Origin of the sequence: Mucilaginibacter gossypii (genome assembly GCF_900100945.1) — a bacterium.
GTDB lineage: Bacteria > Bacteroidota > Bacteroidia > Sphingobacteriales > Sphingobacteriaceae > Mucilaginibacter > Mucilaginibacter gossypii.
The window spans coordinates 54,473-80,149 of sequence record NZ_FNCG01000022.1 but is presented as its reverse complement, the minus strand read 5'-3'; the positions used below and the strand labels follow the sequence as shown (position 1 = coordinate 80,149).

The 25,677-nt window shown below is 43.7% G+C and carries 23 protein-coding genes; 11 read left to right on the top strand and 12 right to left on the bottom strand.

The annotated features are described in order from the left end of the window. The first annotated feature begins 162 nt into the window (after positions 1–162). Both BLS28_RS27555 and BLS28_RS27550 read left to right on the top strand, forming a co-directional pair. Positions 163–396 (top strand): hypothetical protein, encoded by a 234-nt coding sequence (locus BLS28_RS27555; RefSeq protein WP_091175333.1) that lies wholly within the window; start codon positions 163–165, stop codon positions 394–396. A gap of 302 nt (positions 397–698) precedes the next feature. Beyond that, the gene (locus BLS28_RS27550) at positions 699–1,550 is read left to right on the top strand and encodes an alpha/beta hydrolase (protein ID WP_091175330.1); all 852 of its coding nucleotides are present in this window, start codon (positions 699–701) and stop codon (positions 1,548–1,550) included. Between the two features lie 60 nt (positions 1,551–1,610). Here the strand turns inward: BLS28_RS27550 and BLS28_RS27545 are convergent, their stop codons facing one another. The 5 genes from BLS28_RS27545 to rhaT all read right to left on the bottom strand — a co-directional run bounded on the left by BLS28_RS27545 (position 1,611) and on the right by rhaT (position 8,769). Next, positions 1,611–2,393 (bottom strand): polysaccharide deacetylase family protein, encoded by a 783-nt coding sequence (locus tag BLS28_RS27545; RefSeq protein ID WP_091175327.1) that lies wholly within the window; start codon positions 2,391–2,393, stop codon positions 1,611–1,613. Positions 2,394–2,637: 244 nt separating this feature from the next. Next, positions 2,638–4,026, bottom strand: a complete 1,389-nt coding sequence (locus BLS28_RS27540; protein ID WP_091175325.1) for an FGGY-family carbohydrate kinase — start codon at positions 4,024–4,026, stop codon at positions 2,638–2,640. 4 nt (positions 4,027–4,030) lie between these two features. Continuing rightward, positions 4,031–5,305 (bottom strand): sugar isomerase, encoded by a 1,275-nt coding sequence (locus tag BLS28_RS27535; RefSeq protein ID WP_091175323.1) that lies wholly within the window; start codon positions 5,303–5,305, stop codon positions 4,031–4,033. Positions 5,306–5,478: 173 nt separating this feature from the next. Next, on the bottom strand, positions 5,479–7,599 hold the full coding sequence (locus BLS28_RS27530) for a bifunctional aldolase/short-chain dehydrogenase (protein ID WP_091175320.1): 2,121 nt from the start codon (positions 7,597–7,599) through the stop codon (positions 5,479–5,481). 33 nt (positions 7,600–7,632) lie between these two features. Then, positions 7,633–8,769: an L-rhamnose/proton symporter RhaT gene (gene rhaT / locus BLS28_RS27525; protein WP_091175317.1), complete on the bottom strand. Its 1,137-nt coding sequence runs from the start codon at positions 8,767–8,769 to the stop codon at positions 7,633–7,635. A 213-nt stretch (positions 8,770–8,982) separates the two neighbouring features. Between rhaT and BLS28_RS27520 the strand changes: the two genes are divergently transcribed. After that, positions 8,983–10,497 (top strand): gluconokinase, encoded by a 1,515-nt coding sequence (locus BLS28_RS27520; protein WP_256337557.1) that lies wholly within the window; start codon positions 8,983–8,985, stop codon positions 10,495–10,497. A 19-nt stretch (positions 10,498–10,516) separates the two neighbouring features. Here BLS28_RS27520 and BLS28_RS27515 read toward each other — a convergent pair whose 3' ends face one another. Further along, a complete protein-coding gene (locus BLS28_RS27515; RefSeq protein WP_256337555.1) occupies positions 10,517–11,155 on the bottom strand; it encodes a phosphatase PAP2-related protein in 639 nt (212 codons plus the stop codon). Between the two features lie 145 nt (positions 11,156–11,300). Between BLS28_RS27515 and BLS28_RS27510 the strand changes: the two genes are divergently transcribed. The 3 genes from BLS28_RS27510 (at position 11,301) to BLS28_RS27500 (ending at position 13,187) form a co-directional block, all read left to right on the top strand. Continuing rightward, positions 11,301–11,720, top strand: a complete 420-nt coding sequence (locus tag BLS28_RS27510) for a MerC domain-containing protein (protein ID WP_091175313.1) — start codon at positions 11,301–11,303, stop codon at positions 11,718–11,720. Between the two features lie 214 nt (positions 11,721–11,934). Beyond that, positions 11,935–12,381, top strand: coding sequence for a Fur family transcriptional regulator (locus BLS28_RS27505; protein ID WP_091175311.1), 447 nt, complete (start codon positions 11,935–11,937; stop codon positions 12,379–12,381). Further along, positions 12,378–13,187: an N-acetylmuramoyl-L-alanine amidase family protein gene (locus tag BLS28_RS27500; protein ID WP_091175307.1), complete on the top strand. Its 810-nt coding sequence runs from the start codon at positions 12,378–12,380 to the stop codon at positions 13,185–13,187. The genes BLS28_RS27505 and BLS28_RS27500 overlap by 4 nt, the downstream gene beginning before the upstream one ends. Positions 13,188–13,306: 119 nt before the next feature. On the opposite strand, the gene BLS28_RS27495 is transcribed toward BLS28_RS27500, so the two are convergent. Together BLS28_RS27495 and BLS28_RS27490 are read right to left on the bottom strand one after the other, a co-directional pair. After that, positions 13,307–14,143, bottom strand: coding sequence for an aminotransferase class IV (locus tag BLS28_RS27495; RefSeq protein ID WP_091175305.1), 837 nt, complete (start codon positions 14,141–14,143; stop codon positions 13,307–13,309). Between the two features lie 75 nt (positions 14,144–14,218). Further along, positions 14,219–15,253: an RluA family pseudouridine synthase gene (locus tag BLS28_RS27490; RefSeq protein ID WP_091175303.1), complete on the bottom strand. Its 1,035-nt coding sequence runs from the start codon at positions 15,251–15,253 to the stop codon at positions 14,219–14,221. A gap of 75 nt (positions 15,254–15,328) precedes the next feature. Between BLS28_RS27490 and BLS28_RS27485 the strand changes: the two genes are divergently transcribed. After that, the gene (locus tag BLS28_RS27485) at positions 15,329–16,225 is read left to right on the top strand and encodes a 1-aminocyclopropane-1-carboxylate deaminase/D-cysteine desulfhydrase (RefSeq protein ID WP_091175301.1); all 897 of its coding nucleotides are present in this window, start codon (positions 15,329–15,331) and stop codon (positions 16,223–16,225) included. Between the two features lie 155 nt (positions 16,226–16,380). Here BLS28_RS27485 and BLS28_RS27480 read toward each other — a convergent pair whose 3' ends face one another. After that, a complete protein-coding gene (locus BLS28_RS27480) occupies positions 16,381–18,405 on the bottom strand; it encodes a PAS domain S-box protein (protein ID WP_091175299.1) in 2,025 nt (674 codons plus the stop codon). Positions 18,406–18,738: 333 nt separating this feature from the next. On the opposite strand from BLS28_RS27480, the gene lat reads away from it, so the two are divergent. Together lat and BLS28_RS27470 are read left to right on the top strand one after the other, a co-directional pair. After that, positions 18,739–20,070 (top strand): L-lysine 6-transaminase, encoded by a 1,332-nt coding sequence (gene lat / locus BLS28_RS27475; protein WP_091175296.1) that lies wholly within the window; start codon positions 18,739–18,741, stop codon positions 20,068–20,070. 224 nt (positions 20,071–20,294) lie between these two features. After that, positions 20,295–20,732: a hypothetical protein gene (locus tag BLS28_RS27470; RefSeq protein WP_091175294.1), complete on the top strand. Its 438-nt coding sequence runs from the start codon at positions 20,295–20,297 to the stop codon at positions 20,730–20,732. Positions 20,733–20,834: 102 nt separating this feature from the next. On the opposite strand, the gene bshB1 is transcribed toward BLS28_RS27470, so the two are convergent. From bshB1 to BLS28_RS27455, 3 genes are read right to left on the bottom strand one after another with little or no spacing between them, the layout of a single operon-like run. Continuing rightward, entirely contained in the window at positions 20,835–21,560 is a 726-nt protein-coding gene (bshB1, locus tag BLS28_RS27465) for a bacillithiol biosynthesis deacetylase BshB1 (protein WP_091175290.1), read from the bottom strand. A gap of 13 nt (positions 21,561–21,573) precedes the next feature. After that, the gene (locus BLS28_RS27460) at positions 21,574–22,080 is read right to left on the bottom strand and encodes a glutathione peroxidase (protein ID WP_091175288.1); all 507 of its coding nucleotides are present in this window, start codon (positions 22,078–22,080) and stop codon (positions 21,574–21,576) included. Between the two features lie 4 nt (positions 22,081–22,084). Further along, on the bottom strand, positions 22,085–22,699 hold the full coding sequence (locus BLS28_RS27455) for a DUF4294 domain-containing protein (protein WP_091175285.1): 615 nt from the start codon (positions 22,697–22,699) through the stop codon (positions 22,085–22,087). A gap of 109 nt (positions 22,700–22,808) precedes the next feature. Between BLS28_RS27455 and BLS28_RS27450 the strand changes: the two genes are divergently transcribed. Together BLS28_RS27450 and BLS28_RS27445 are read left to right on the top strand one after the other, a co-directional pair. Continuing rightward, a complete protein-coding gene (locus BLS28_RS27450; RefSeq protein WP_090529622.1) occupies positions 22,809–25,031 on the top strand; it encodes a RelA/SpoT family protein in 2,223 nt (740 codons plus the stop codon). Positions 25,032–25,190: 159 nt separating this feature from the next. Continuing rightward, complete coding sequence (locus tag BLS28_RS27445) at positions 25,191–25,658, top strand: Fur family transcriptional regulator (RefSeq protein WP_091175283.1); 468 nt, start codon at positions 25,191–25,193, stop codon at positions 25,656–25,658. Positions 25,659–25,677: the final 19 nt, after the last annotated feature.

The window sequence follows — 25,677 nt, the reverse complement described above, 5'->3', positions numbered from 1 at the left end:
TCTGGAAAACGCTTAATCGTCTCTATGATATTCATTATCATAAATATACAAATTATTCCTGCCTTTTCATGGGCTATTACTCTCTCAAGAGGGGATTTTAAAGCGCTTACGCTAAATTAATCCCTTAGGTAATGGTTATGGCGTCCACGCCTGAACATGGTCATGGATGGAGCGGCTATCGCTCCCGGTCACAGGCAGAAAATCCTGCGTATTCCGGCGCAAAAAACTATCGGAAAAACAGACCATAAAAATGGTGTCGCTACCTTGTCAGTATGCAAGACAGGCAAAGCCGCCATTTGGTTTTTTCTCAAAAAAATCCTAAAAATCAGCAAAAATTACACTTTTAAATGTCGCCGTTTTAATCTTTCGAAAAAAAGTATTTTAAACTCTTTATAGTTTTAAGTGTTGATTATCAGTATTTTAATGATGTTTCAGGTAAATGATTAAAGTATTGAACATCAACGTGTTTCATAAAATAGGTGTCCCGCGTTTTTACATTCAGAATTTGGAACACTCCAGTTTTCCGGAAAAAGAACGCCGGGAGGATTTTTAAATTTTTATGGGGAATCAAAAATTTGGGACATGCGTTTTGTTACAATTGGAATGCAAGGCTTCGTCGGGACAATGTAAATAAAATACCTATTGGTATATTTTAAAGGCGCTTTTGCTTATTTTGCCGACGAAATCCTGCGTCGCTTATGAAAAAGTTAAAAACGGTATTTAACCAGGTAAAATCTCTTAACGGCGCCGGGGCGCCTGATATGATCAGTTTGCTATGGCAATTGATCTGTTATTCGCCCAAAATGCCGGTACGCCTGCAGCAGCAACTTTTGCTTGATGAAGCCAAACCTTTTACGCTTGAAGTAGACGATCCTCATTTTGCCAAATCTACTTTAAAGTTCAAGGGGTTTACCTGGGGAGAGGGGAAACGCAAAATACTTATCACCCACGGCTGGGGCTCAAAAGCCGCCGACTTTGCCGAGCTCATCACAGCTTTAAAAAGTGTTGATGATATGCAGGTAATAGCTTTCGATGCACCGGGTAACGGCAGCTCGGAAGGAGAGCTGTCAAACCTCCTGCTCTTTGCCAAAGCTGCGACTACGGTAATCAAAACCTTTGGCGCACCCGATGTGCTCATCGGTCACTCGTTAGGGGCAATGGCCAATGCCATCGCTATTAAGGAAACAGCTATTCAGCCTGCCTTGCTCATCAGCATTGCCCCGCTAATCAATCTGAAAGAGAATTTTATAGCCAGCCTGAACGCGGCCGATGTAGCTCCTGGTTTACAGGATCAATTCTTTACTAATTTTGAGTCATTGTTTGATATGGAGGCTTCGCATTTTACACTCCATAATTTATATCCTGGCGGTTTGGTCAGGAGGCATTGGTTAGCCTATGACCCGGAAGATAAAATTGCACCCTTCGCATTCCTGGAAAACTTCCTTATCGCTCATCCCGAAGTTGAGACCAAAGTATACCAGGGCCCCGGTCATGAACGCGTTATTAAAGATGAGCTTGTTATATCAGATCTCGTTAGTCTGATAGCTTAATTTTTATATATAGTAATTTGGCTTTAAGCTTTTAGCCTTCTGCTTTTAGCTTTTATAAAACTATTTAGCGGCCATCACCTCATCCATGGCTTTCATAAAAGTTGTCACTTCAATTTCGTTTCGGTGTGCCTTTAAATATGCTAACAGCTTCCTGTGCGCATCTGCGGGTGTAACCAAATAATCGCCGCCTACGCCGTGAAACATGAAGATGCCCAGTCCGCCGCTTTGTTGTACTTTCTTTACAAAATCTATCAGGGCATCGCCGGTTACCGGGTTGCCTGTTACGCCCCATGAGGGCACTTTTAACGGGTCGAGGTTTTTAAAATCAGTGATCACAGCATCCGGTCCGCCGCCTATACGGGCGTATTTTGCGAGGCCTGCTTTACGCAGGGTATCAACATAGTTCACGCCGCCAACTTCAACCTCGGTACATGGATATGCATAGGTTCGGCTGCCTGTTTTTCCATCAACAGCAAAAAGCAGCGTGTTCATTTCATTGATCTCGCGCAGCATCATGTACGGTGTATAAATAGCCGAATTGTTAGCCGGATTAGCTTTTACATTAGTGAGCAGGCAAGGGTGATATAAAGTGTGATTGGCCAGTTCATAACCTTTTTTGCCTACCTCGCGCCAGCGCGGCAAGGTAGCTTCGGTCATGTTGCCCATTAAAAAGAAGGTGGCGGTAAGGTGTGCAGAATCGAGCTGTGGTATGGCTATGTTTAACTGTGAATTGATGCCGTCGTCATAAGTAAGCACAATAATGGCTTTTTTATGCTTAGCTTGTTGGGCATTGGCAATAAATGCAAAATTGAGCAATAACAGAAACAAAGCGAATCTTTTCATGAGAGGGTTATTGATTGGTTGCCCTAAAATAAAAAAATCCGGTCGATAACCGGATTTTTAAATAAGAGTTTCGTTTATAAAAATGTCATTTCGATAGAGCTGGAACGGATGGTGTGCGGGCGCGAAAGAGAAATCTTGTACACCTTGTTGAGCCTAAATGCATGCCGTATAGGATTTCTCCTCACCCCAACCTTTGGCCCCCCGCCATTCGTTCGAAATGACATCGGTTTTTACCGAAATAGAGCTATACAACCTCGCTCTGCACCCCCGAATAATATTTCAGCTCGATCAGGTCATGCGGTAGTGTTTTGGTATTCCAGGCATGATGAATAGCCAATGCCGTACCTACGGCAGTTGCCTGTGCCATCGACGCGGCGTAAACTTCCAAATGAGGGAAGGCCAACGCCAGCAGGTGCATGAAAACGCTGTTTTTACTGAAGCCGCCATCTACAAAAATGCGTTTTACCTTACAGCCGTTTAAAACATAATTGGTTGAGATGGTTTGCTGGGCAATAATATCAATCATGAGTTGGTGGTAAGCTTCAACATCATCGGCAAAAATGTTTAAGTCGCGCTGCTCAAATGCCGATTTCTGTAACTGGCCTTCATTTTCGTCGGCCTGTAATGAGGGTTGATTATTTAGCCGGGCTGCAATTGCAGGATCATAATTTATGGTACGATACCTGATCTCGTCCTGGTTAAAGTGGGCGGCTATTCTTTTTACTTGCTGCTCATATTCATAACCCGTAAACAAGCGTGAGGCTTTCACCGGGCTGCCTTTGTATTGCAGGTAGTTAAGACAATCATGCTTCAGCTCATCAGCCGTAAGCGGTGTTTGGTTAAAAGGGTTAAGACTGATTGACCAGGTACCTGTAGAGATCAGCACAAAAGGCATATTAAAGCTTACCAGGTAAGGGATCAGCGCTGCCGAACTATCGTGCAACCCAATACCAACCTTGTAAGTACTGCCCGGAAACTCGGCCGGAAGCACACTATCCGCGGGATGCAGAGGTGCCATTTTGGGCAGAATCCCTTCAGCATTAAGCCAGTTGTGATAGGTGTTCTTAGCAAAATCCCAAAGAGCAGTGTGGCAGCCGATACTGGTTAAGTCGCTCACCATTTGCCCGCTGATAAGATAGCTCATATACTGGGGTAGGTGTAAGGCATACTTTATCCGCTTAAACACTTCGGGCTGTTGATATTTAAGCCTGTATAACTGCAATCCCGAATTAAGGTTGCCCAAAACCGGCGAGGCGGTCTCTAAAGCAAACCTGGCTTCGTCGCCATAGTTTTCATAAAACTGCCTGCCCAGTTCAGGCGGATATGGCTTAAGGTAATTATAAAGTGGGGTAAGCGGCTTGCCGTGTTCATCAACATAAACAAAGCTGGCGCCGTAAGTTGAAAAGTTGACCGCCTTAAGATCAAACTCCTTATGCTTAAAAATTTCGCGCAATGAATCAAACACCGATAACCTGAGGCTGTCGAGGTTTTCACATGCGTCGCCATCTTCGTCGTGGGTTTCCAGGAAACGGGCTGTACGTTCAAAAACTATCTTGTAGTTTTCATCGAACAGGAACAGCTTCTTGTTGGTTTTACCCACATCAAAAACGGCTATAACAGGTATCGGCTCCATAGGCTTACAATCCGGTTGATACTGCTTTAGCTCCTCTTTCGTTTATCAGTTGCTGCCTGATAGTTTGCTGCCTGTAAACAGCCAGCGGGTTTAACGCGCCGCCTGCTCTTAAGCGTGCTTCGGCCAATAACGAACGGACGTCGGTGCGGTAAGCCTGCTGCAATATTTCCTGGGCAAGTACTACATCATTATCCTGTTGTGCCTGTACCAATGCTGGAGTATCTACTAACAATGCCTGTGCATAGGCTATCTTAATGGCTTCTACTGATTGTAGCAGGTCCTCAATCGGATCTTTTACATTGTGTGAAGCATCGATCATCCAGCCTATAGAAGTGGCGTGTGTCATGCCGCGGGCGTCCATACCTTCAACCAGTTCGTTAAAGATCAGGAACAACTGGTATGGGTTGATGCTGCCAACGGTAAGGTCATCATCACCATATTTTGAATCGTTAAAGTGGAAACCGGCCAGCTTGCCTTCCATCAGCAGTAATGAAACTATCTGCTCAATGTTTACGCCCTGTAAGTGATGACCAAGATCAACTAATGTCTGCGCTTTTTGGCCCAGTTTTGATGATAGCAGGTAAGATTGACCCCAATCGCCAATAGTGGTTGAGTAGAAGTTAGGCTCATAAGGTTTATACTCAACCCAAACTTTCCAGTCATCGGGCAAGGCCTCATAAATTTCCTGCAAGCTTTCTAAAGTGCGTTCAAACGCGCCGCGCATATTCAACTGACCGGGGAAGTTCGATCCGTCCGACAGCCAAACAGATAATGCTTTTGAATCAAGCTCAACACCGTATTTGATCACCTCAATATTGTGGGCAATAGCCTGTTTGCGTACCGCTTTATCTACATGGTGCAATGAGCCAAATTTGTAGCTCAATTCCTGATTAGGCTGATCCTGGAAGGTATTTGAGTTAACCGCGTCAAAATGCAAACCCAATTGTGCCGCATGGGCTTTGATAGCTGAGGCATTGGATGGGATATCCCAGGGAATATGTAATGATATAGAGTTGCTGCTACGGTTAAGTGCATGGATCAAGCCCACGTCTTCAATTTTTTCTTCCAGGCTGCGGGGCTCACCACCGCCCGAAAACCTGCCGAAACGTGTACCGCCGGTACCTAAAGCCCAGCTTGGTATAGCAATATTAAAATCAATCAGTTTTTGCAGGATAGTATCCAGGTTTTTTACGTCACCGGCAACAAAATCAAACTTGCGCTGGTGATCTTTCAGTTGCTGATGATTGGCTTCATCAATTTTATATTTTTCTAACTGCATAATTGGTATTGGTTATAAAGCAAGTTCAAGTTTGACGCTTGAACTTGCAAAATTTATAAATATGTCATTGCGAGGAACGAAGCAATCGCATGCTATACAGAGTGGCTACGCATGGTGGTCATGCTTCCGTGCGATTGCCACGCTATCGCTCGCAATGACATGGGTTACTGTAACTATCGCACAAACGCCATCGCCACGCCGCCATCAACATTCAACACGTTACCGGTTGATTTGTTGAGCAGGCCGCCGGTAAAGGCAAAGCAGGCATTAGCAATATCGGCAGGTAGTATTACCTCGTTCAATAATGTGCGTTTTGCATAGTAAGCAGGCAGTTCATCCACGGTAACGCCGTAAGCTTTAGCACGGCCTTCGGCCCATCCGCCGGCCCAAATGTTGCTGTCGCTGATTACGGCATCCGGGTTAACTACGTTCACACGGATCTTGTCGGTACCAAGCTCGGCCGCGTTCAGTCTGCTCAGGTGTAACTGGGCCGATTTTGCCGAGCCGTAGCCGGCGTTGTTCGGTCCGCTCACTAAGGCGTTTTTGCTTACAATGTTGATAATGTCGCCGCCAATGTCTTGTTTTTTCATCACAGCAACTGCCGCCTGAGTAATAAAGAACTGGCCTTTAACCAATACATCGTACAATAAGTCCCAGTCTTTTTCAGTATGGTCGGCAATTGATTTAGAGATAGATAAACCGGCATTATTTACCACTATATCCACACCGCCGAAAGCTAAGGCTGCAATTTCAAGTGCTTCGTTGATCTGGTCGGCTTTGGTTACGTCAAGTACGGCTGTGGTGTATGAATCTTTGCCGTATTGTTTTTTAAACTCTTCACCTGCGCCTTCCAAACGCTCGGCGTTCATATCATTCAGAATAACTACAGCGCCTTCATCAACAAATTTTTTGGCGATAGCTTTACCTATACCACCAGCACTACCGGTGATCAGGGCAATTTTACCTGATAAAGCTTTTGGCTTAGGCATGCGCTGTAATTTAGCTTCTTCCAATAACCAGTACTCAATATCAAACGCTTCCTGGCGCGGGAGAGAAGTGTATTCCGAAATTGCTTCAGCACCTTTCATTACGTTGATGGCGTTGGTATAAAACTCGGCGGCAACGCGGGCGGTTTGTTTATCTTTTGAAAAAGAGAACAAGCCTACACCCGGATACAGGATGATAACCGGGTTGGTATCCCTGATAGCCGGGCTGTTATCATGCTTGCAGGTATTGTAATAGTCGGTATACATTTGGCGGTAAGCCTCAAAGGCAGGAGCCAAACGTGCTTTTAACGCGGTAACATCGCTCAGGTCTTCGCCCGGTGCAAGGTCAAGTACCAGCGGACTGATCTTGGTGCGAAGGAAATGATCCGGGCAGCTGGTGCCTAATGGTGCTAAACGGTCAAGATCATTGGAGTTGATGAACTCCAATACGCGGGCATCATCCGTAAAATGACCAACCATGTGCCTGTAGCTTGAACAAAAACCGCGCAATACCGGTGCAAGGGCAGCAGCCTGTTTTTTACGGCCGGTCTCGTCAAGGCTTTCCACTTTTTGGCCACCGAAAACAGGGCCTTTTTTTCCGTAGTTTTCTTCAAGATATTCGGCACAGCGCTCAATAACCTCGAGCGTATTCATGTAGCTTTCGTAAGCTGTATCGCCCCAGGTGAATAAACCATGCGAACCTAACATAATACCGCGGATGCCTGGGTTTTCATCCAAACATTGTTTTAATTGCAAGCCTAATTCAAAGCCTGGTTTTTTCCATTCAACCCAGCCGATGGTACCGTTAAAAAGCTCCTGGGTTATTTTCTTACCGTCTTTTGCGGCAGCAATAGCGATGGCAGCATCCGGGTGCAGGTGATCGATGTGTTTGAATGGCAGGAAGCCGTGAAGCGGCGTATCAATAGATGGTGCTTTCGAGTTAAGATCGTAGATGCAGTGATTAAACAACTCAACCATTTCATCTTCAAATTCAACCCCGCGATAGATGTTTTTCAGGCTGCGTAAACGATCAACATAAAGGGCAGCCAAGCCGCTCTTTTTCAACGTGCCAATATCACCGCCTGAGCCTTTGATCCACATTACCTCAACATCGTTGCCGGTGAGTGGATCTTTACTCATCAACTTGCATGATGTGTTACCACCACCATAGTTGGTAAGGCGCAGATCGGCACCCAAAAGGTTGGAGCGGTATATGAGCAGGGCTACTTCATCGCCCGCCAGTTCGGCGGCTTTTGCTTCATCCCACAAATAGCTTACGTGTTTAAATTCAGTTGTTTTCGACGACATATATTTTAATTGTTGAATTATTGAGTTAATGAATTATTGATTTGTTTTTATCGTTGGCTTATTTAATTCGGCTTTTACCGTCGGTTTTTCGGGTTTTATCTTATTCCCATATCCCACAACCAGTACCGATATTACAATTACCGCTATACCGGCTATTACCGTTGCGAATGCTTTTTTACTTACGCCTTTCCACTCTTTAAGTACCAGGCCCCACGTATTAGCTATCAGGATAATGAAAGCCATGTGCAGGATCCAGGAGCTGGCGCCATTCCCCATTTTGCTTTCGCCCATACCGTAAAAAAAGAACTGTAAAAACCAGGTCGTGCCGGCCAGTGCCGCAAACAGGTAGTTTTTAAGGAGGGGTGTTTTTTTATCGGTATAATTATCAAACGTTTTATTGCGGGCATTTAGCACCATACACCATATAAAGTTAGTGGTTAAACCGCCCCATAATATAATAATATAGGTTACATTGTTTGAAAACAGGAAGTTACCTTGTCCCGGATGCGCCGCCTGCCAGATCTGGTTAGCGGTATCGGCCATTGGTTTCCCGGCTTCAATACCGAAGTTGAAACAAGCGCTCAGGATCCCCGAAACTACGGCCACCAGTATACCTAAACCAAAGCGGTAATCTTTATTCTCCTGGGCTATGGTTTTATCGGCCGACAGTTCTTTCTCTTTCATCATACCTGCTTTACCGCATATAATAATGCCCACTACACAAAGCACAATGCCCAATAAAACCATCTGCCCCCATTCGCTGTGCATCATCAGCGTAAAAGTATCTTTCCCCTCTTTCGGGAAAAGGTCATAATACACCGATGGAATTATCGATCCAAAAACTGAGCATAAGCCCAGTATAATGGTGCTACCCAGCGATACTCCCAAGTAACGTACCCCTAATCCATATGTTAAACCACCAATGCCCCACAGCAGTCCCATAAGGTACGTCCAGCCAAGGGTAGCTGTAGCTGTATGGCTTATAATGTCGGCAAAGCCGGGAATAGTAAGCCATGCTGCCAGCGGTGGTACAATGAGCCATGAAAAAATGCCGCCTACTATCCAGTAGCTTTCCCAGGCCCAGCCTTTTATTTTTTTGTAGGGGATGTAAAAACTCCCCGAAGCAAAGCCACCGATAAAATGGAAGATGACCCCTAAAATTACTTGCATATTCTCTGATTGGTTTATATTGGTATGGCTAATGTAGATAATTTAAATGCCTGAACTGTCCTTTGCTGTCATGGATGTAACCGTAATTTCGTCTTAACCGGGATTTTAAGGATTAATGGGATGGACAGGATTTCATAAGCAGTTTTACGCTAAACTGTTAAAGAAATCCCTTAATCCTAAAAATCCCCCCAAATCCCGGTTCTGTTTATTATTTTGGCAATCAAATACATCTCCATGCAGGCATATATTTTAGGTATTGATATTGGCACCGGCAGTACAAAGGCCGTAGCGGTAAGTTTAACGGGTGAACCATTAGGTACAGTATCCAATCATTACCCCATTAATAGCCCCGAACCCGGTTACAGCGAACAGAATCCGCTGTTGATTTGGGACGCTTTTGTAAAATGCCTTGCTGGTATTACTGCTAAATTGGGCGCCGCCCCGCAGGCCGTGAGCCTGAGCAGCGCCATGCATAGTATTATTCCGGTTGATGAGCATGGCGAAGCACTGCTGCCTATGATGACCTGGGCAGATGCGCGGAGCGAGAACATCGCGCAGGCATTGCGTGCAACGGAAAAAGGTGAACGCCTTTATCATAACTGCGGCACTGCGATCCATGCCATGTCGCCCTTAAATAAGTTGCTGTGGCTGCGTGATAATCAAAGTAAGATCTTTGAAGCCGCCCATAAATTCATTTCGATAAAGGAGTTTATCTGGTTCAGGCTTTTTGGTGTTTTTGAGGTTGATTATTCCATTGCGTCGGCTGCGGGAATGTTTAATATTGTAACGAAAGAATGGAATGATGAGGCTCTTACACTCACCGGTATCACGGCTTCAAAATTATCAACCCCGGTTAATACCACTTATTACCGGAACAGTATCAGACCCGAAGTAGCTGTGTTAACCGGGATAAATGCCGGTACCCCGTTTGTTATAGGGGCAAGTGATGGAGCCTGTGCTAATTTAGGCAGCCACACAACCGGCCCGGATGTAGCGGCGCTTACTATAGGCACCAGCGGCGCGGTGCGCATTACCAGCCCGAAGCCGGTTTACAATTACGAAGCCATGGTTTTTAATTACCTGCTTGATGAGCAGACTTATGTATGCGGCGGAGCAGTAAATAACGGAGGTATAGCGGTAAACTGGCTGCTCAAAAACTTTTTGCAAAAGGATAACCTTACCGCTGCTGATTATGACGCTTTATTTAATGAGATAGCAACAATGCCTGCCGGCAGCAACGGGCTTATATTTTTACCCTACCTGTACGGTGAACGCGCCCCGCTCTGGGATACCAAAGCCTGCGGCACCTTTTTTAATATCAAGCCGGCACATACCCGGTCGCACTTTTTACGTGCGGGGCTTGAAGGCATTTGCTTTGCACTGAACGATGTGCTTAAAACATTGGAAGATGCATCGGGCGGGATTATACAAGTTAATATCAGTGGTGGTTTTACCAGCTCGGCAGTATGGACACAGGTACTGGCAGATATCACCGGGAAAAGGCTCGCAGTGCTTCAGTCTGAAGATTCATCGGCGCTCGGCGCTATTTATCTCGCGGCACGGGTATTATATCCTGAAAGTTATGACAAGCTTACCCGTGTTGAACAGCAGGATTTTATCGAACCAAGTGCTAAAAACCATGAGGTTTATAGCAGGATGTTCCCTGTATTTAAAAAGCTGTACGGTGATTTAAAGGACAGCATGCATTTGGTGGATGGATGGGAGTGAAGACTGATTAAAAAAGTCATCATTCCAGCCCCAGCCATTTAACCAATCTCCAGCAACCATATACAAAAAATGGCGCGGCCACTACATCAATAGTATAATGAATATGCTGTATCAACAGTAATACTACCAATACAATTGCACAGGCCAGGGCGATCAGTTTATCTGTTCGCTTTTGCAGGTGGAGGTACACAAGTACCATGGTTGCTGTGTGGCCCGAAAAAAACAGGTCTTTGGTGATAAACGTATGCCCGTAAAACACGCTTGTGCTTGGGTCAATAAGCGGAACAAGGCCCACTGGCGGATTGAGCTTGACCAGGCCGATGGTAATAAACCGGGCAATACATACAAAATTAAGTGTCCAGATATAAGTGATACATATCCTCGGGTTATAAAGCGCCCGCCACATCATCAGCATGCCCATGCTCCAGATGAGTATAAAAATCGGGACTGAAAGATCGTAAGAGGGTAAATGGGCCAATACCCAATCATTAAGTACAACCCCGTCCTGCCTTTTTTCAATATACTTGAAAAAAGACGGTAGCAGGTTAATGATGATGACTATGACCATAGTGGCGCCCAGTAACTTGAGCCTGCTGGCCTGGGTATCATAGGCGCTCTGCCAAAGCTGTTTTATATGATAAATGGAGGCTAAATTCAATCTATGTTTTTTTATAAAGCCTGCAAAAATACAGTTTGCTGGTTAATATTAAGTAATTGTCAGGTATTTGTTAATTTAATAGATGTAGATATGGATAGTGAAAACAAATGCAATTGTGTTGCATTAACTTGTTTATATTTGCGGCATGGATTTTCAAAAGCTTTCACCCCGGTTGGATAATATTGGTATCACTGCTTCAACGCTTTGTGCTATCCATTGTGCGGTAGTGCCTTTGTTGTTTACCAGTTTGCCGTTGGTGGGCCTCGGGTTTTTGGCTAACGCCTGGGTAGAGTGGGGGATGATCATTTTCGCCCTGGTGATAGGAGTGTATTCTATAGGCTTATCTTACCGGCGTACGCATCGCCGTTCAGTTCCACTATTTATGCTTGTATCAGGTTTTGTTATCATCATGGGAGGGCACGCGTTTACAACAACAGGAAAATACGAGGCTATGATAGTTCCTGTTGGGGGCTTGCTGATAGCCGCCGCGCATTATATAAATTATAGGTATACCGGTGCCTGCAATCATGATCATAAAACATATAAACTTGAAAAGGTTGAGTAATGGATAAGCGCCACAGGAAATTCTTTTATGCATTTTTGCTGTTCAACTGCTTTTTGAGTCCGGCTTGTAATCATGAAAAGCATGGTGCCCCGGCTGTATCAAACCGTCATACTAAGCCGATAAAAAATACCGTTATAAAAGCCGGCAACTAATGGCGTATATTATACGTACCATTATTAAATTAGCGGCCTTATAATTATTACCCAATTGATACATGACACAAACCCGCGATATACATCATTTTGAGCACCTGCTTGATAAACATCACCTGAAAAAAACTGCGCCCAGGCTGCGGGTTTTATCTATGATGTCGTCAAGACATTCCGCTACCTCGCAGCCCGACCTGGAGAACCTGATGCATGATATTGACAGGGTTACCCTTTACCGGATCCTTAATGCTTTTGAAGAAAAAGGGATCATCCATAAGATATTTGATTTAAACGGTACGGCTAATTATGCCCTTTGCTCATCAAGTTGTAATGAGCATGATCACCATGATGAACACCTGCATTTTAATTGTACCCAGTGCAAAAATGTGTATTGCCTTAATGATATGAACCTGCCCGCTATAGATCTCCCTGCGGGATTTGAGTCGCATGGCTTTACCCTGTATGCTCATGGCTTATGCCCCAGGTGCAGTAAAAAGGCGGTGAAAAAATGAAATACGTCGCTTTGCCCGGGATGATCATCCTGGTGTTCCTGTTTCAAAATTCATTCGCGCAGCAAAAAGATACTATACCTGCTGTTACAACTTTTAGGTTTAAAACGGTTGTTATTGATGCCGGGCATGGCGGTAAGGATGCCGGGGCACGTGGTTCACATTCGTTTGAGAAAAATGTAACACTGTCCATAGCCCTGAAGCTCAAGGCAGCTCTTGATACGGCCATTACTGATGTTAACGCTATCCTTACCCGTACCGATGATACCTTTATCCCGCTAAACCAGCGCTCGGCTATTGCTAATCAAAACCATGGCAACCTGTTTATTTCCATTCACTGCAATTCATCGCCCGAGGGCACTGCCGCACGTGCACACAAGCAAAAAGGTGTACTGATGCTGGTATACGGTTTCCACCGCCTTAAGGAGCAGGAAGAGGCCGTACGCGAAAATGCTTCTATTTTTCAGGAAAAGGATTACAAGCAGAACTACGAGAGCTATGATGAAAGCGATCCTTCAAACCTGATCGTACTGAATGCTTATATTCAAAAATACCGTAAGCAAAGTATCCGTTTTGGTGATCTGCTTGACGATGAGTTTACCGGGGTAGATGGCCGCGAAAGTAATGGTGTGAAAGAACAGGGGGTATTGGTGCTGGCCCATAGCGCGATGCCTGCTGTATTGATAGAAACCGGTTTCATTAATAACCCCGAAGAGGAGGAGTACCTTAATTCGGACGAAGGGCAGCACGAAATTGTAATGACAATCATCAGGGCACTTCGAAATTACAGGAAGGCAATAGGGGCATAAAAAGCTAAAGCTGAAAGCCCAGCCTTCCGTTACATGGGTTATAGGATTTTCGCCTCAATCCGGCGCTCTGCCCCTCGCTGGTCCGTCGAAATGACGTTTCTTATTAAAATATGTTTAGCTTATAGTTTATTCAACTCATCCATCAGTACCTTGCTGTACTGATTAAAATAGCGCCTTACCCCAAAACCCATAACGGTTTGGATACCGCGGGTGGCGTTGGTTAAAAATACTTCATCGGCCTCGTATAAAATATCAGGATTGATCTGGGCTTCGGTGATATCAATGTTGTTTTCTTTTGCCAGTTTGATCACTACCTGGCGCATTACACCTTCAACGCAGCCCTCGCTTAACGCCGGGGTATATAAATGATTTTGGTAATTGATGAAAATATTGGAACTGCTGGCTTCGCACAGGTTACCGCTTTGGTTCAACAGAAAAACATCATCCAGCTTGTTTTGGGTTTTATACAAACCCGCCATTACATAAATAAGCGAGTTGCATGTTTTAATGTTCGACAGATAGTTGGACGGTTTAGGCAGTTCCGTAAACACATCCATGATCAAGCCCTTCTCATTCAAAAAATACCTGGGCTCTTCGGATGGGGTTAGCTCCAGGCAATAACCCATTTTATTTTGAGTAGGGGTATAAAAGCCTTCGGCATCGCGGTAAACTGTCAGGCGCAGCCTGCCGTGTTTAACTTTATTTCGGCGGGCAAGCTCACTAACTATTTCGTTCAGGAACCAGGTATCCATTTGCGAATAACCATCAATTTTAAGGGCTTTCATGCCCCGCTGTAGCCGGTCGGCATGCAGTTCGGCAAATTTCAATTTCCCTTTCATTAGTCGCATGCTTTCAAACAGGCCATCGCCATATTTAAAGCCCCTGTTACCAATGGTAAGCAATGGTGTGTTTTGAGGGAGATATTCGCCGTTAAAATTGATGAATACGGGCATCATAGGACGGATAGATATTATAATTTAATCGTGTTGTTAATAATTACCGGGTGTTGTTGCTCTTCTATCTAACGTCTGTTATTTCGTATCTGTATCGCTGTACTTTCGCCATTTTGCAAGTACGGCCTCAAAATCAGCCGGCAGCGGCGATTCAAAATGCACCTGCTTTTTTAATGTAGGATGTAAAAAGCCCAGTGTTTGTGCATGCAGGGCTTGCCGTGGCATCAGCTCAAAACAATTTTCAACAAACTGTTTGTACTTGCTGAACATGGTGCCCTTTAAAATTTTATCACCGCCGTAAGTGGCGTCGCTAAACAGGGGGTGACCGATATGCTTCATGTGCGCCCTGATTTGATGGGTACGGCCGGTTTCCAGCTGGCATTCAATCAGGGTAACGTAACCCATTCGCTCTAAAACTTTATAGTGCGTTACAGACCATTTTCCTTTTTCGGGGTCATCATATATCGACATTACCCGCCTGTCGGCAACACTACGGCCAATATAGCCGGTAACGGTGCCGTCTTCCGGTAAATCGCCCCAGGCAAGCGCTATATATTTACGGGTGATGGTATGCTCAAAAAACTGCTTAGCCAACCAGTTCATGGCACGCTCATTTTTGCTGATAAGCAGCAGGCCTGAAGTATCCTTGTCAATGCGGTGTACCAACCCCGGCCTGCCATCGTTGCCCGGTAAGGTTGGCAATTGCTGAAAATGGTAAACCAGCGCATTAACCAGTGTACCCGTATAATTGTTATAACCGGGATGTACCACCATACCGGCTTCTTTGTCAACCACCAATACATCATCATCCTCATAAATAATATTGATGGGGATGTTTTCGGGATATACTTCTGTATCGCGCGGAGGGTGTGGCAGCACTACCGAGATCACATCAAGCGGTTTTACCTTATAGCTTGATTTGATAGGTTTATCGTTCACCAGCACATTGCCCAGCTCAATAGCATTTTGAATACGGTTGCGCGAAGCATTCTCCACGCGGTGCATCAAAAATTTATCAATCCGCAAAAGCGACTGGCCCTTGTCAACCACTACGCGTAAGTGTTCATACAAGTCCTGTTCTTCCTGCTCAATAAGTTCGGGTTCGTGTGCCATTTGAGGCGCAAAAGTAATCGTTTTTTGTGGTAGGTTAAACGTAATATTGCAATAGCATTAACGTCGTATTATTTTATGAACATCGATCTTGAAATTTTTAGCCCGGTACAGCAAATCAACAGCTCATTGTTTGATAGCCACGGCGTAAAAGTTTTCATCAAGCGCGATGATCTCATCCATCCAATGATATCGGGCAATAAATGGCGCAAGCTTAAATATGTGCTTAAACAGGCTCAAGCCGAAGGCAAAACACACCTCGTAACGTTTGGCGGAGCTTATTCAAACCACCTGATGGCTACAGCTGCGGCTGCTGCAAAGTTTGGCTTTAAATCAACGGGTATTGTAAGGGGAGAGGAAGTTGATAATGATACCCTGTTTTTATGCCACCTGCATGGTATGGAACTGCAGTTTACCGATCGTAACAGCTATCGTGATAAACTTGCACTGTTCAATCAGTATTTTGGTAATGATGAACAGGCTTTTTTTATTGACGAAGGGGGGGCATCTGCCGAAGGTGCCAAAGGCTGCAGCGAACTGGTTAACGAGTTAACAGAAAGCTATGACTATATCTTTTGCGCCTGCGGTACAGGTACAACAGCGGCAGGTATCATTAACGGATTAAATGGTCATCAGCTTAAAACAAAGTTCAACGCGGTTCCGGTATTTAAAAACGGTGGTTTTATTAAAGAGGAGATAGGCCGGTTCTTAACAGCCCAGACAGATTATAACATACATACCGATTACCACTTTGGAGGCTATGGCAAAGCGAATGACGAGCTTATCAGTTTCATTAAACAATTTGTAGCAACAACAGGGATATTGATAGAACCTGTATACACCGGTAAAATGATGTATGCACTGTATGATTTAATAAGCAAAGGGCATTTTAAACCCGGCAGTAAAATCCTGGCTATTCACAGCGGGGGGATTTGGGGATTATTGGGGATGAAAGAAAAGTTTAATCAACACTAATTAATCAACACTAATTACACGAATGAGGTCGAATTTTCGCGAATTGGAATTAAATAGCCCTAATTTCACAAATGCGTCCGAATTTACACGAACCAACTAATTCGTGTAATTCGTTCTAATTGCTCAATAATACGCTAAGCATTCGTGCATAAATTTCAATTCGTGTTTATTGGGATCTCAAAATGGAAGGTTGAGCCTTCGCCGTAAGTGCTTTCAACCCAAAGCCTGCCCTGGTGGCGGTTAACAATTTCCTGGCAAATGTACAGGCCAATTCCTAACCCCGACATGTGAGAGGCGAGGTTCTCAACGCGGTAAAAACGTGAAAACACCCGATCCAGTTGATCGGGCTGGATCCCGATGCCAAAATCCTGCACCGATACCCTGAATTTGTTGTTGATCACAAGGGCTTCGATGATCACTTTATCTGCCTTTGGCGAATATTTAACGGCGTTGGTTACCAGGTTAATGACAACCTGCTCAATACGCTGGCTATCGGCATGGATAATTAATTCCCCGGCAGGTAAATTCAAAAGGAGCTGATGGGAGGGGCCGGTTTGTTGCAGGATCTCCCTCAATTCGGTAAGCAGTTTGATCACATCGAAATCGGTATAAGTAAAAGGCAATTTACCGGTCTGGATTTTGGTAACATCAAGCAAATCCGATATCAGGATGGTTAATTTGCCTACTTGCTCCAATGCCCTGTTGGCCAGTACTTTGCTTTTATCATCCGGTGGGAGGTTACGGGCAATGATTTGCAGGTAACCCTTTAAACTGGTGACCGGTGTTTTTAACTCATGGCTTGCAAGCCCTATAAATTCATCCTTTTTTTCATTAAGCTCTTTAATATTTTCATAAAGCTTGGCGTTATCAAGTGCTACCGCGGCCTGGGCGGCAACAGCCAAAACAAGTTGCTCGTGCTCCCTGGTAAATCTGGCCCGTTGTTCGTGCCCAAAAAATAACCCGCCAATCACCTCGCCCGATTTGCCCCTTACCGGAACCGCGAGGTAGCTTACTACCGGGAGGTGCCCTTTAGGCTGGCCAAAATGTGGTGCATTTTTTCCGTAACGCGGGTCTTTGGTTATATCATCAACCCTTACCGTTCCCTCGCCACTGAAAGTGGGGTGAAAGACTGCCGTATTACGCGGCATACCAAATTTTTCAAATGCCTCACGCGGCGCGCCCGAAAGCGTGAACAGCATATATGATTCGCCCTGCTCATTAACCTGATTGTGAAAAAAAGCGCCAAACTGCGCGCCGCAAAGCTGGGTAGTGGCATCGGTAACTTTTTGCAGGATATTTTGAATATCCAACTCGGCCGAAATAACCTGTCCTATGGAGTTTAAGATTTCCAGGCGTTCGGCATATTGTTGTAATCTTTCTTCTGATTTTTTTTGCCTGCCTATATCGCGGATTATTTTTGAAGCCCCTATTACCTTATTGCTGTTGTTTCTTATAGGAGATATGGTAAGCGAAATTTGTATTTCCTCGCCGCTTTTTGTTTTACGTATGGTTTCAAAATGTTCTATCCGTTCGTTGGCCCGTATTTTATTAATGATCATTTCTTCTTCATTATAACGGTCTTCCGGTATCAAAACCGTGATATGTTTGCCTATGATCTCATCTTCTGTATAACCAAATAAACGTTGGGCCGCGCCGTTCCAGCTGGTAATTACACCATCAAGGTTTTTACTTACAATGGCATCTTCTGATGATTCAATGATAGAGGCCAGCATCCATTGCTTTGATTCGGTATTTTTTTGTTCTGTAATATCTATCAGGGTATTGGCGGCGCCTGCCAGTTCGCCATTTTCATTAAAACGGGGTTTAGGGTTGGATAATATATAACTTACACTTCCATTAGGACGTTTAATAAGCATTTCCTGCTGCTTTACAGGCTTGCCATATTTTAATACTTTGCCCGTTGGTGTTTCATCGGGAGTTAACAGTATACCATCGGATGTAAATATCTCCCAGTTTACATACCACTTGTCTTTATTAATGTGAGGCGTTTTGCCCCAAAGCGTTACCGCCGCTTTGTTAAATGAGGTTATGTAGCCCTCTTTATCGCAGGTGTAAACTGCAACGGGCAGGTCTTCAAGTAAATCCCAGTCGGTACTATTGATAAATGTTAATTTTGGGACCGGTTTTGAGTTGCTGGCAGATAATGGTTCTTCTCCCATAGTTATAAATATCCCTTTTGGTTGTATCTGCCACTAATTTAGTATTAAAATAATCAACCTATGTCAAATTAATTAAAATGAAAATTTTATCAAGCTACCCCGGTACAATTCAGGTTCGCAGGAGGAGGAATTTGATGTTAACCGGGCGGAAAATGTAAATTTCGGCTGCATTTTTTTATGAATACTGTGGTTGAAGCAGGTGTACCGGTTTTGAGTTTGGTACAAAAAGTAACTTTAAACAATTTAAAGTTACTTTTTTGTCAATCGGTTCAAAAACCGCTTAAATTTTGATTTTAGGCGGTTTTTACTAAATTTGTAATAAACCAAATTAATATGTACAACCTACTTGTTTCTCCGCAGGATGTCCAGGCATCGCTTCAAAAGCATGTACTGGCCGATGGATTCGACCTCACTTTTGATATGGAAAAAAGTAAGGGTGTTTATATTTATGACGCAAAATATAACCGCACACTGCTTGACTTTTTTACCTGCTTTGCTTCGGTGCCTTTGGGCTATAACCATCCCAAAATGCTGAATGATGAAGAGTTTAAGAAAAACCTCATGCTTGCGGCATTAACCAACCCGTCAAATTCAGATATCTACACTACGCAATACGCCCAGTTTGTTGAAACATTTGACAGGATAGGGATCCCCGAATATTTACCGCATGCTTTTTTCATTTCCGGTGGTGCGCTGGCTATCGAAAATGCGCTGAAAGTAGCTATGGACTGGAAAGTGCAGAAAAACTTTGCCAGGGGCTATACTAAGGAAAAAGGTTTTAAAGTATTGCACTTTGAGCATGCTTTTCATGGCCGCTCGGGTTATACCCTGAGCCTTACCAATACCTTGCCTAATAAAACCAAGTGGTTTGCCAAGTTTGACTGGCCGCGGGTATCTGTGCCTTATATGAATTTCCCTTACAGCGATGCCAATCATGAAGACCTGTTAAAGAGAGAGCAATTATCGGTGGCACAAATCAGGAAAGCATTTGAAGATAATAAGGATGATATATGCGCCATAATAATTGAGCCTGTACAATCAGAAGGCGGTGATAACCATGTACGCAAAGAGTTTTTAGAGAAGCTGCGTGAACTTGCTGATGAGTACGAGGCATTGCTGGTTTACGATGAGGTGCAAACGGGAGTTGGTTTAACAGGCAAATTCTGGTGCCATGAACACTTTGGAGAAAAGGCGCGCCCTGATATCATTGCCTTTGGTAAAAAAATGCAGGTTTGCGGCATATTGGCTGGCCGGCGCATTGACGAGGTTGAAGATAATGTATTTAAAGTATCATCGCGCATAAACTCAACCTGGGGGGGCAGTTTGGTTGATATGGTACGCTCGTCAAAAATAATGGAGATTATTGAGGAGGATAAGCTTTGCGATAATGCGGCAGTAATGGGAGAGTACCTGCAAAATGGTTTGAGTGAAATTGCCGAACGGCACCCGGTTGTAAGTAATGTGCGGGGGAAAGGGTTGCTTACTGCCTTTGATTTTCCGGACAAAGCAATAAGGGACAGCTTTATTAAAAAAGGTTTTGATAATAATATTATGTACCTTGGCTGCGGCGAAAGGAGTGTGCGTTTCCGCCCCGCGCTGATCATCGAAAAAAGCCACATTGACATAGGCCTTGACATGCTTGAACAGCTTTCGGTCACTTTATAACACAGTAAATAAAGAAAATTAATTCCGGCTACAGCCAAATCCGCTCATGAAACGGATGAAATTAACTAATATTTAATAAGGTAAAATCGGCATCTATTATTTGCAAAAATAGAAAGATATTAATATACGCTACTTTTTTTCCAAAATCCGCTATATTTTTTGTTATTATTCCGATTAGATTTGTTGCAACCCTATTAAAGTAACGTAGTTCTATTTCAAGCACCATGAGCAAACACATAGAGAAATTAAAGAAACAACTGGTTGAAGTTGCCGAGGTTGTAAACTCATTCAAATCTGAAGCCGTGCAGGTTCGTATAATTGACCGTTTACTGGAGGTTATGATCGAATCGGAGAAAGTAGATGCCGAGGGTGTTGAAATGTTTGGTAAAAAAGTAAGGAAATTACGCATTGAAGATGAAGGCGGAGGTGTTTCAGGGCGTAAAAAGCCTGGTGCTACCAAAATACTTAATCAATTGCTGAATACAGATTTCTTTGATAGTCAGCGTTCTATTTCATCAATTGCCAATTACTGTAAAGAACAGTATGACTCTGACTTTAAAACATCTGAACTTTCAGGGATCCTCTTAAAATTAGCTAATGAAAATAAGCTCAGAAGGGAGAGGAGCAATGAAAATAATCGCTTTGAATATATTAAAGCATAAATATCATCATACTTGCTTAAATAAACAGGGAGCCTGATTTTCAGGCTCCCTGTTTATTTAAAGTGGAATTTATTATATATAACTTATAGTTAAGTATAAGTATTATTTAAGGTTAAATAAATTATCTACTCCTAAAATTTTTCTGCTCGTAAAGCCCTCGGCGTATTTAACCTGGATGCTTTTACCAAACTCGCGTGCCCGGCCGGTTACTATTTCAATAAAATTGGATGTTGAAATATAGGTTTGAGGTTCTTCTTCCCAGCTTGGGTTATAAAATTGCGATCCGTAAGCATTAATACTCTCTATCTTTTTATCCCAATGTTCGGTTACATCAATTAATATATCAGGGGTAATATAATTATCCTGTATAAAATGCAGCACCATGTCTGGCCGCCAGGCCTCTTGTGGTGTGCCATCAATATCAAATGTTTCTATTTTGCGAAGGCCCGCTAAAAATGCCGAGGCTTCAACAAGTTCATTTGCCCGGCCATGATCGGGATGGCGGTCATGGTAAGCATTGGTTATTACGATGGAGGGGCGAAATTTGCGGATGGCTTCAATAACCTTTACCTGGTGTTCGCGGGTATTTTCAAAAAAGGCATCGGGCAGGCCAAGGTTTTCACGTACGGCTAAACCTAATATTTCGGCGGCGGCGGCAGCTTCCTGTTTACGGATCTCGGCCGAGCCGCGGGTGCCCAGTTCGCCACGGGTAAGGTCAACAATACCAACTTTGTAGCCAAGGGCTATATGTTTTAAAATTGTACCTGAGCAACCTAATTCAGCATCATCAGGATGTACCGATAAAACTAATATATCTAATTTAAGCATGCGCAAAAGTAATTCATTGGTTAGACGCCGCTGTCAGCAGGCGGTCAATCTTTCGCCTGATTTTTGAGGAGTTTGGTTTGGTGAAAGGGTAGTAAAAATCAACTACATGCCCATTCTTATCAATCAAAAATTTATGAAAATTCCAGCGCGGAACCGACCGCACATTGCCATTCTCCTTTTTATCGGCAAAAAATTGATACAAAGGGTCGGCATAGGGGCCGCGTACCCTTATTTTTTCAAATATGGGATAATTTGCTCCATTGGCTTCACAAAAAACGGCAATAGCCTCACCGTCTAAAGGTTCCTGGCCGCCAAAATCATTTGAAGGGAATGCAAGAATTTCAAAGTCCTTGCCGGCAAGCTCAGTTTTTAAAGCTGCCAATTCTTTTAGCTGAGGTGTAAAACCGCACTGTGATGCCGTGTTTACAATTAAAAGAACTTTGTTTTTATATTCGGAAAGACTGATCTCTTCACCGTTTAACTTTTTAACGTTAAACCGGTAAATGCTTTTGTTATCCATTAAACTAATTGCTGTATGAATTATATCCGGCCTGATTTAATATGGCCTCGATATCCTTCTGTTCTTCAGGGTCGTAGGTTTCTTTGAGATTATGACCAAATATGCTGGCTACCGACTGGAACATGAAAGCCTTAAAGCCGCCTTTTAATTCTTTAACCATAGCAAAGCTGGTTTGCCCGGTTTCGCGGTCAATAAGCTTAATTAAAACTTCGCCCTGACTAATTGTCAGGTTTTTGATCTCTTTATTGAACAGGTTTTTTATTTCACCCTCGCAGGTGCTTACGAGTTCTTTTTGTTTTTTCCTGTCGGCGGTAACGGCAAGGTCGCGTTGTAACTGGCGGTACCTTTGCCCTGCAAAACGTGCGTAAGGCAGTACTTTCATTACATTATAACGCAAACGACGGTAGTTTAGCCTATCGGCCTCGCTCGCAAAAATACGGGTATCTACAATTCTAACCTCCGGCTCAACTATCCATGGCACAAGCTCACCGTCAAGGTTGGTCATCGCTGTTTTGATGGTATCATTTTTGCCAAGAGTTACGGGTGCAGGCGTAGCTGTTTGGGCCTTTGCAGCACCCATTAAGCAACATAACAGCAGCGTAAAACCAATAAATTTCATATTTTTACTTAATACAAAAATAATGTAATTTTTTTTGGTATTTTACTAATACCTGCAATAATATTTATTTGCTGCATGTTTATGATTGAATACCGCTAATACCCCGTACATGAAAGACTTAGTGATAGACCTGGAAGCCGAGAAGAACGAGATACTAAAAAGATACCGTGCTTTGTTGCGTGCCTGTAAATCAACCCTGCAAAAGGGCGATAAACGCATGATACGCAAGGCATTTGATATGGCGCTTGAAAGCCATAAGGATATGCGCCGTAAAAGCGGCGAACCCTATATATATCACCCTATTGCTGTTGCCCAGATAGCCGCCGAAGAAATTGGCCTGGGTACCACCTCAATAGTGTGCGCCCTGCTGCATGATGTGGTTGAAGATACCAACATGACGCTTGATGAAATTGAGATGGAATTTGGTAAAAAGGTGGCCAAAATTATTGACGGCCTTACCAAAATATCAGGCGTATTTGATACCAACAGCTCATTGCAGGCCGAAAACTTCCGTAAAATGCTGCTTACCCTTGCCGACGACGTAAGGGTGATATTGATTAAGCTTGCCGACAGGCTGCATAACATGCGTACCATGGAGTTTATGCCCAGGGACAAGCAGCTTAAGTTATCATCAGAAACGGTTTACCTGTATGCGCCCCTGGCACACCGCCTGGGCTTGTATGCCATAAAATCTGAGCTGGAAGACCTTTCCATGAAATATATGGAACGTGAAACTTACCAGTTCATCAAAAATAAACTGAACGAGAAAAAGGCCGAACGCGAGCGTTTTATCCGTGATTTTATCGAGCCAATAAATAAATCATTACAAAGCCAGGGGCTTGAGGCCGATATATTCGGGCGACCGAAATCTATCCACTCCATCTGGAATAAGATGAAAAAGAAATCGATACCTTTTGAAGAGGTATATGATCTTTTCGCCATCCGGATTATATTGGATAGCGCCCCTGAACATGAAAAGGCTGATTGCTGGAAAGCCTACTCTATAGTAACCGACCAGTACCGTCCAAACCCGGACAGGCTGCGCGACTGGATTTCATCGCCCAAGGCCAACGGTTATGAGTCATTGCATACCACGGTAATGGGCCCTCGGGGGCAGTGGGTTGAAGTACAGATCCGTACCAAGCGCATGAACGAAATTGCCGAAAAAGGTTTTGCTGCACACTGGAAATACAAGGAAGCCAGCACCGACAGCGGCCTTGACCAATGGGTACATAAAGTGCGCGAAATGCTCAAAAATCCCGATACCAACGCGCTCGACTTCATCGATGATTTTAAGATGAACCTCTTCAGCGATGAGATCTTCATTTTTACGCCAAAAGGAGCGCTGATCCAGTTGCCTTTAAATGCTACAGCGCTTGATTTTGCCTTCGAGATCCATACCGACGTAGGCGCAAGCTGTATAGGTGCCAAGGTAAACCATAAGTTGGTGCCGCTAAGCTACAAGCTCCAGAACGGCGACCAGGTAGAGATCATTACCTCGGGCAAACAAACACCTAAGGAAGACTGGCTTAACTTTGTGGTTACCGCTAAGGCTAAGGCTAAAATCAAGTCGGCTTTAAAAGAGGAGAAACGCAAAATTGCCGAGGATGGTAAAGAGATCCTGGAGCGTAAAATGAAATCGCTTAAGATCACTTACAATTCCGAAAACCTGCAAAAGATCAGCTACTTTTTCAAGCTGCAGGCCACTCAGGATCTTTTTTACAATGTTGCCAAGGGCATTATTGATATGAAGGACCTGAAAGAGTACCAGGCATCCGAAAAAGTGATTGATAATAAGCCGCAGGATAAAATTGACCAGGAGCAGGTTCAAAACCTCATCAAAAATATCAAGGCTAAAGACAGCGATATCCTGCTTATTGGCGAGGATATGCAAAAAATAGATTATAAGCTGGCCAATTGTTGTAACCCTATCCCCGGCGATGATGTTTTTGGTTTTGTTACCGTAAGCGACGGTATCAAGATCCACCGTACCAATTGCCCCAATGCGGCTAAGCTCATGGCCAACTACGGCTATAGGATAGTAAAAGCCCGCTGGACAAATCAGCAGGAGCTTGCTTTTCTTACCGGTTTGCGTATTACCGGTATTGATGAGGTAGGGCTGATCAATAAGCTTACCACCGTAATATCAAATGATTTTAAAATAAACATCAGATCTATCACTGTTGATAGTGATAATGGTATATTTGAAGGCTCGCTGATGTTGTATGTGAATGACACCAGTCACCTTGATACCCTGATTAAAAACCTAAAACAAGTAAAAGGCGTAACCGCGGTTAACCGTTTTGATTCGGCAATTGAAAAAGCATCGTGAGGATAGAAGCAGGAAGTCAAGAGTCAAGAAGCAAGAAAGAAGCAGGAAATTAAGAATTATGAGGCAAGACAGAATTCACCAATCTTGATTCTTGACTCTTGACCTCTTGTCTCTCTAATCCATAATTTATTAATAACTTTGCCCCGTTAATACATCATTATGTCACAGCAGGATACCATACCAATGGTTAAAAAAATTTTTGAGGCCTACCTCGAAAATAAAAACCTCAGGAAAACCCCTGAACGTTTTGCTATACTCGAAGAGATATATTCCCGTACAGATCACTTTGATGTGGAGTCGTTGTACATCCACATGAAAAATAAAAAATATCGTGTAAGCCGTGCAACGGTTTACAATACGCTTGAGCTGTTGGTTTCGTGCGATCTGGTCACTAAACACCAGTTTGGTAAAAACATGGCCCAGTTCGAAAAATCATACGGCTACAAACAGCACGACCATATCATTTGCATCGACTGTGGTAAAGTGGTTGAGTTTTGCGATCCGCGCATCCAGCAGATCCAGAGTATGATGGGCGATATATTAAAATTTGACATCAAACACCACTCTTTAAATCTTTATGGTAATTGTGCCAAATTAAGAGAGGGTTTTTGTGACAGAAAAATTTAACTTTGCCCCCTTTCATAAC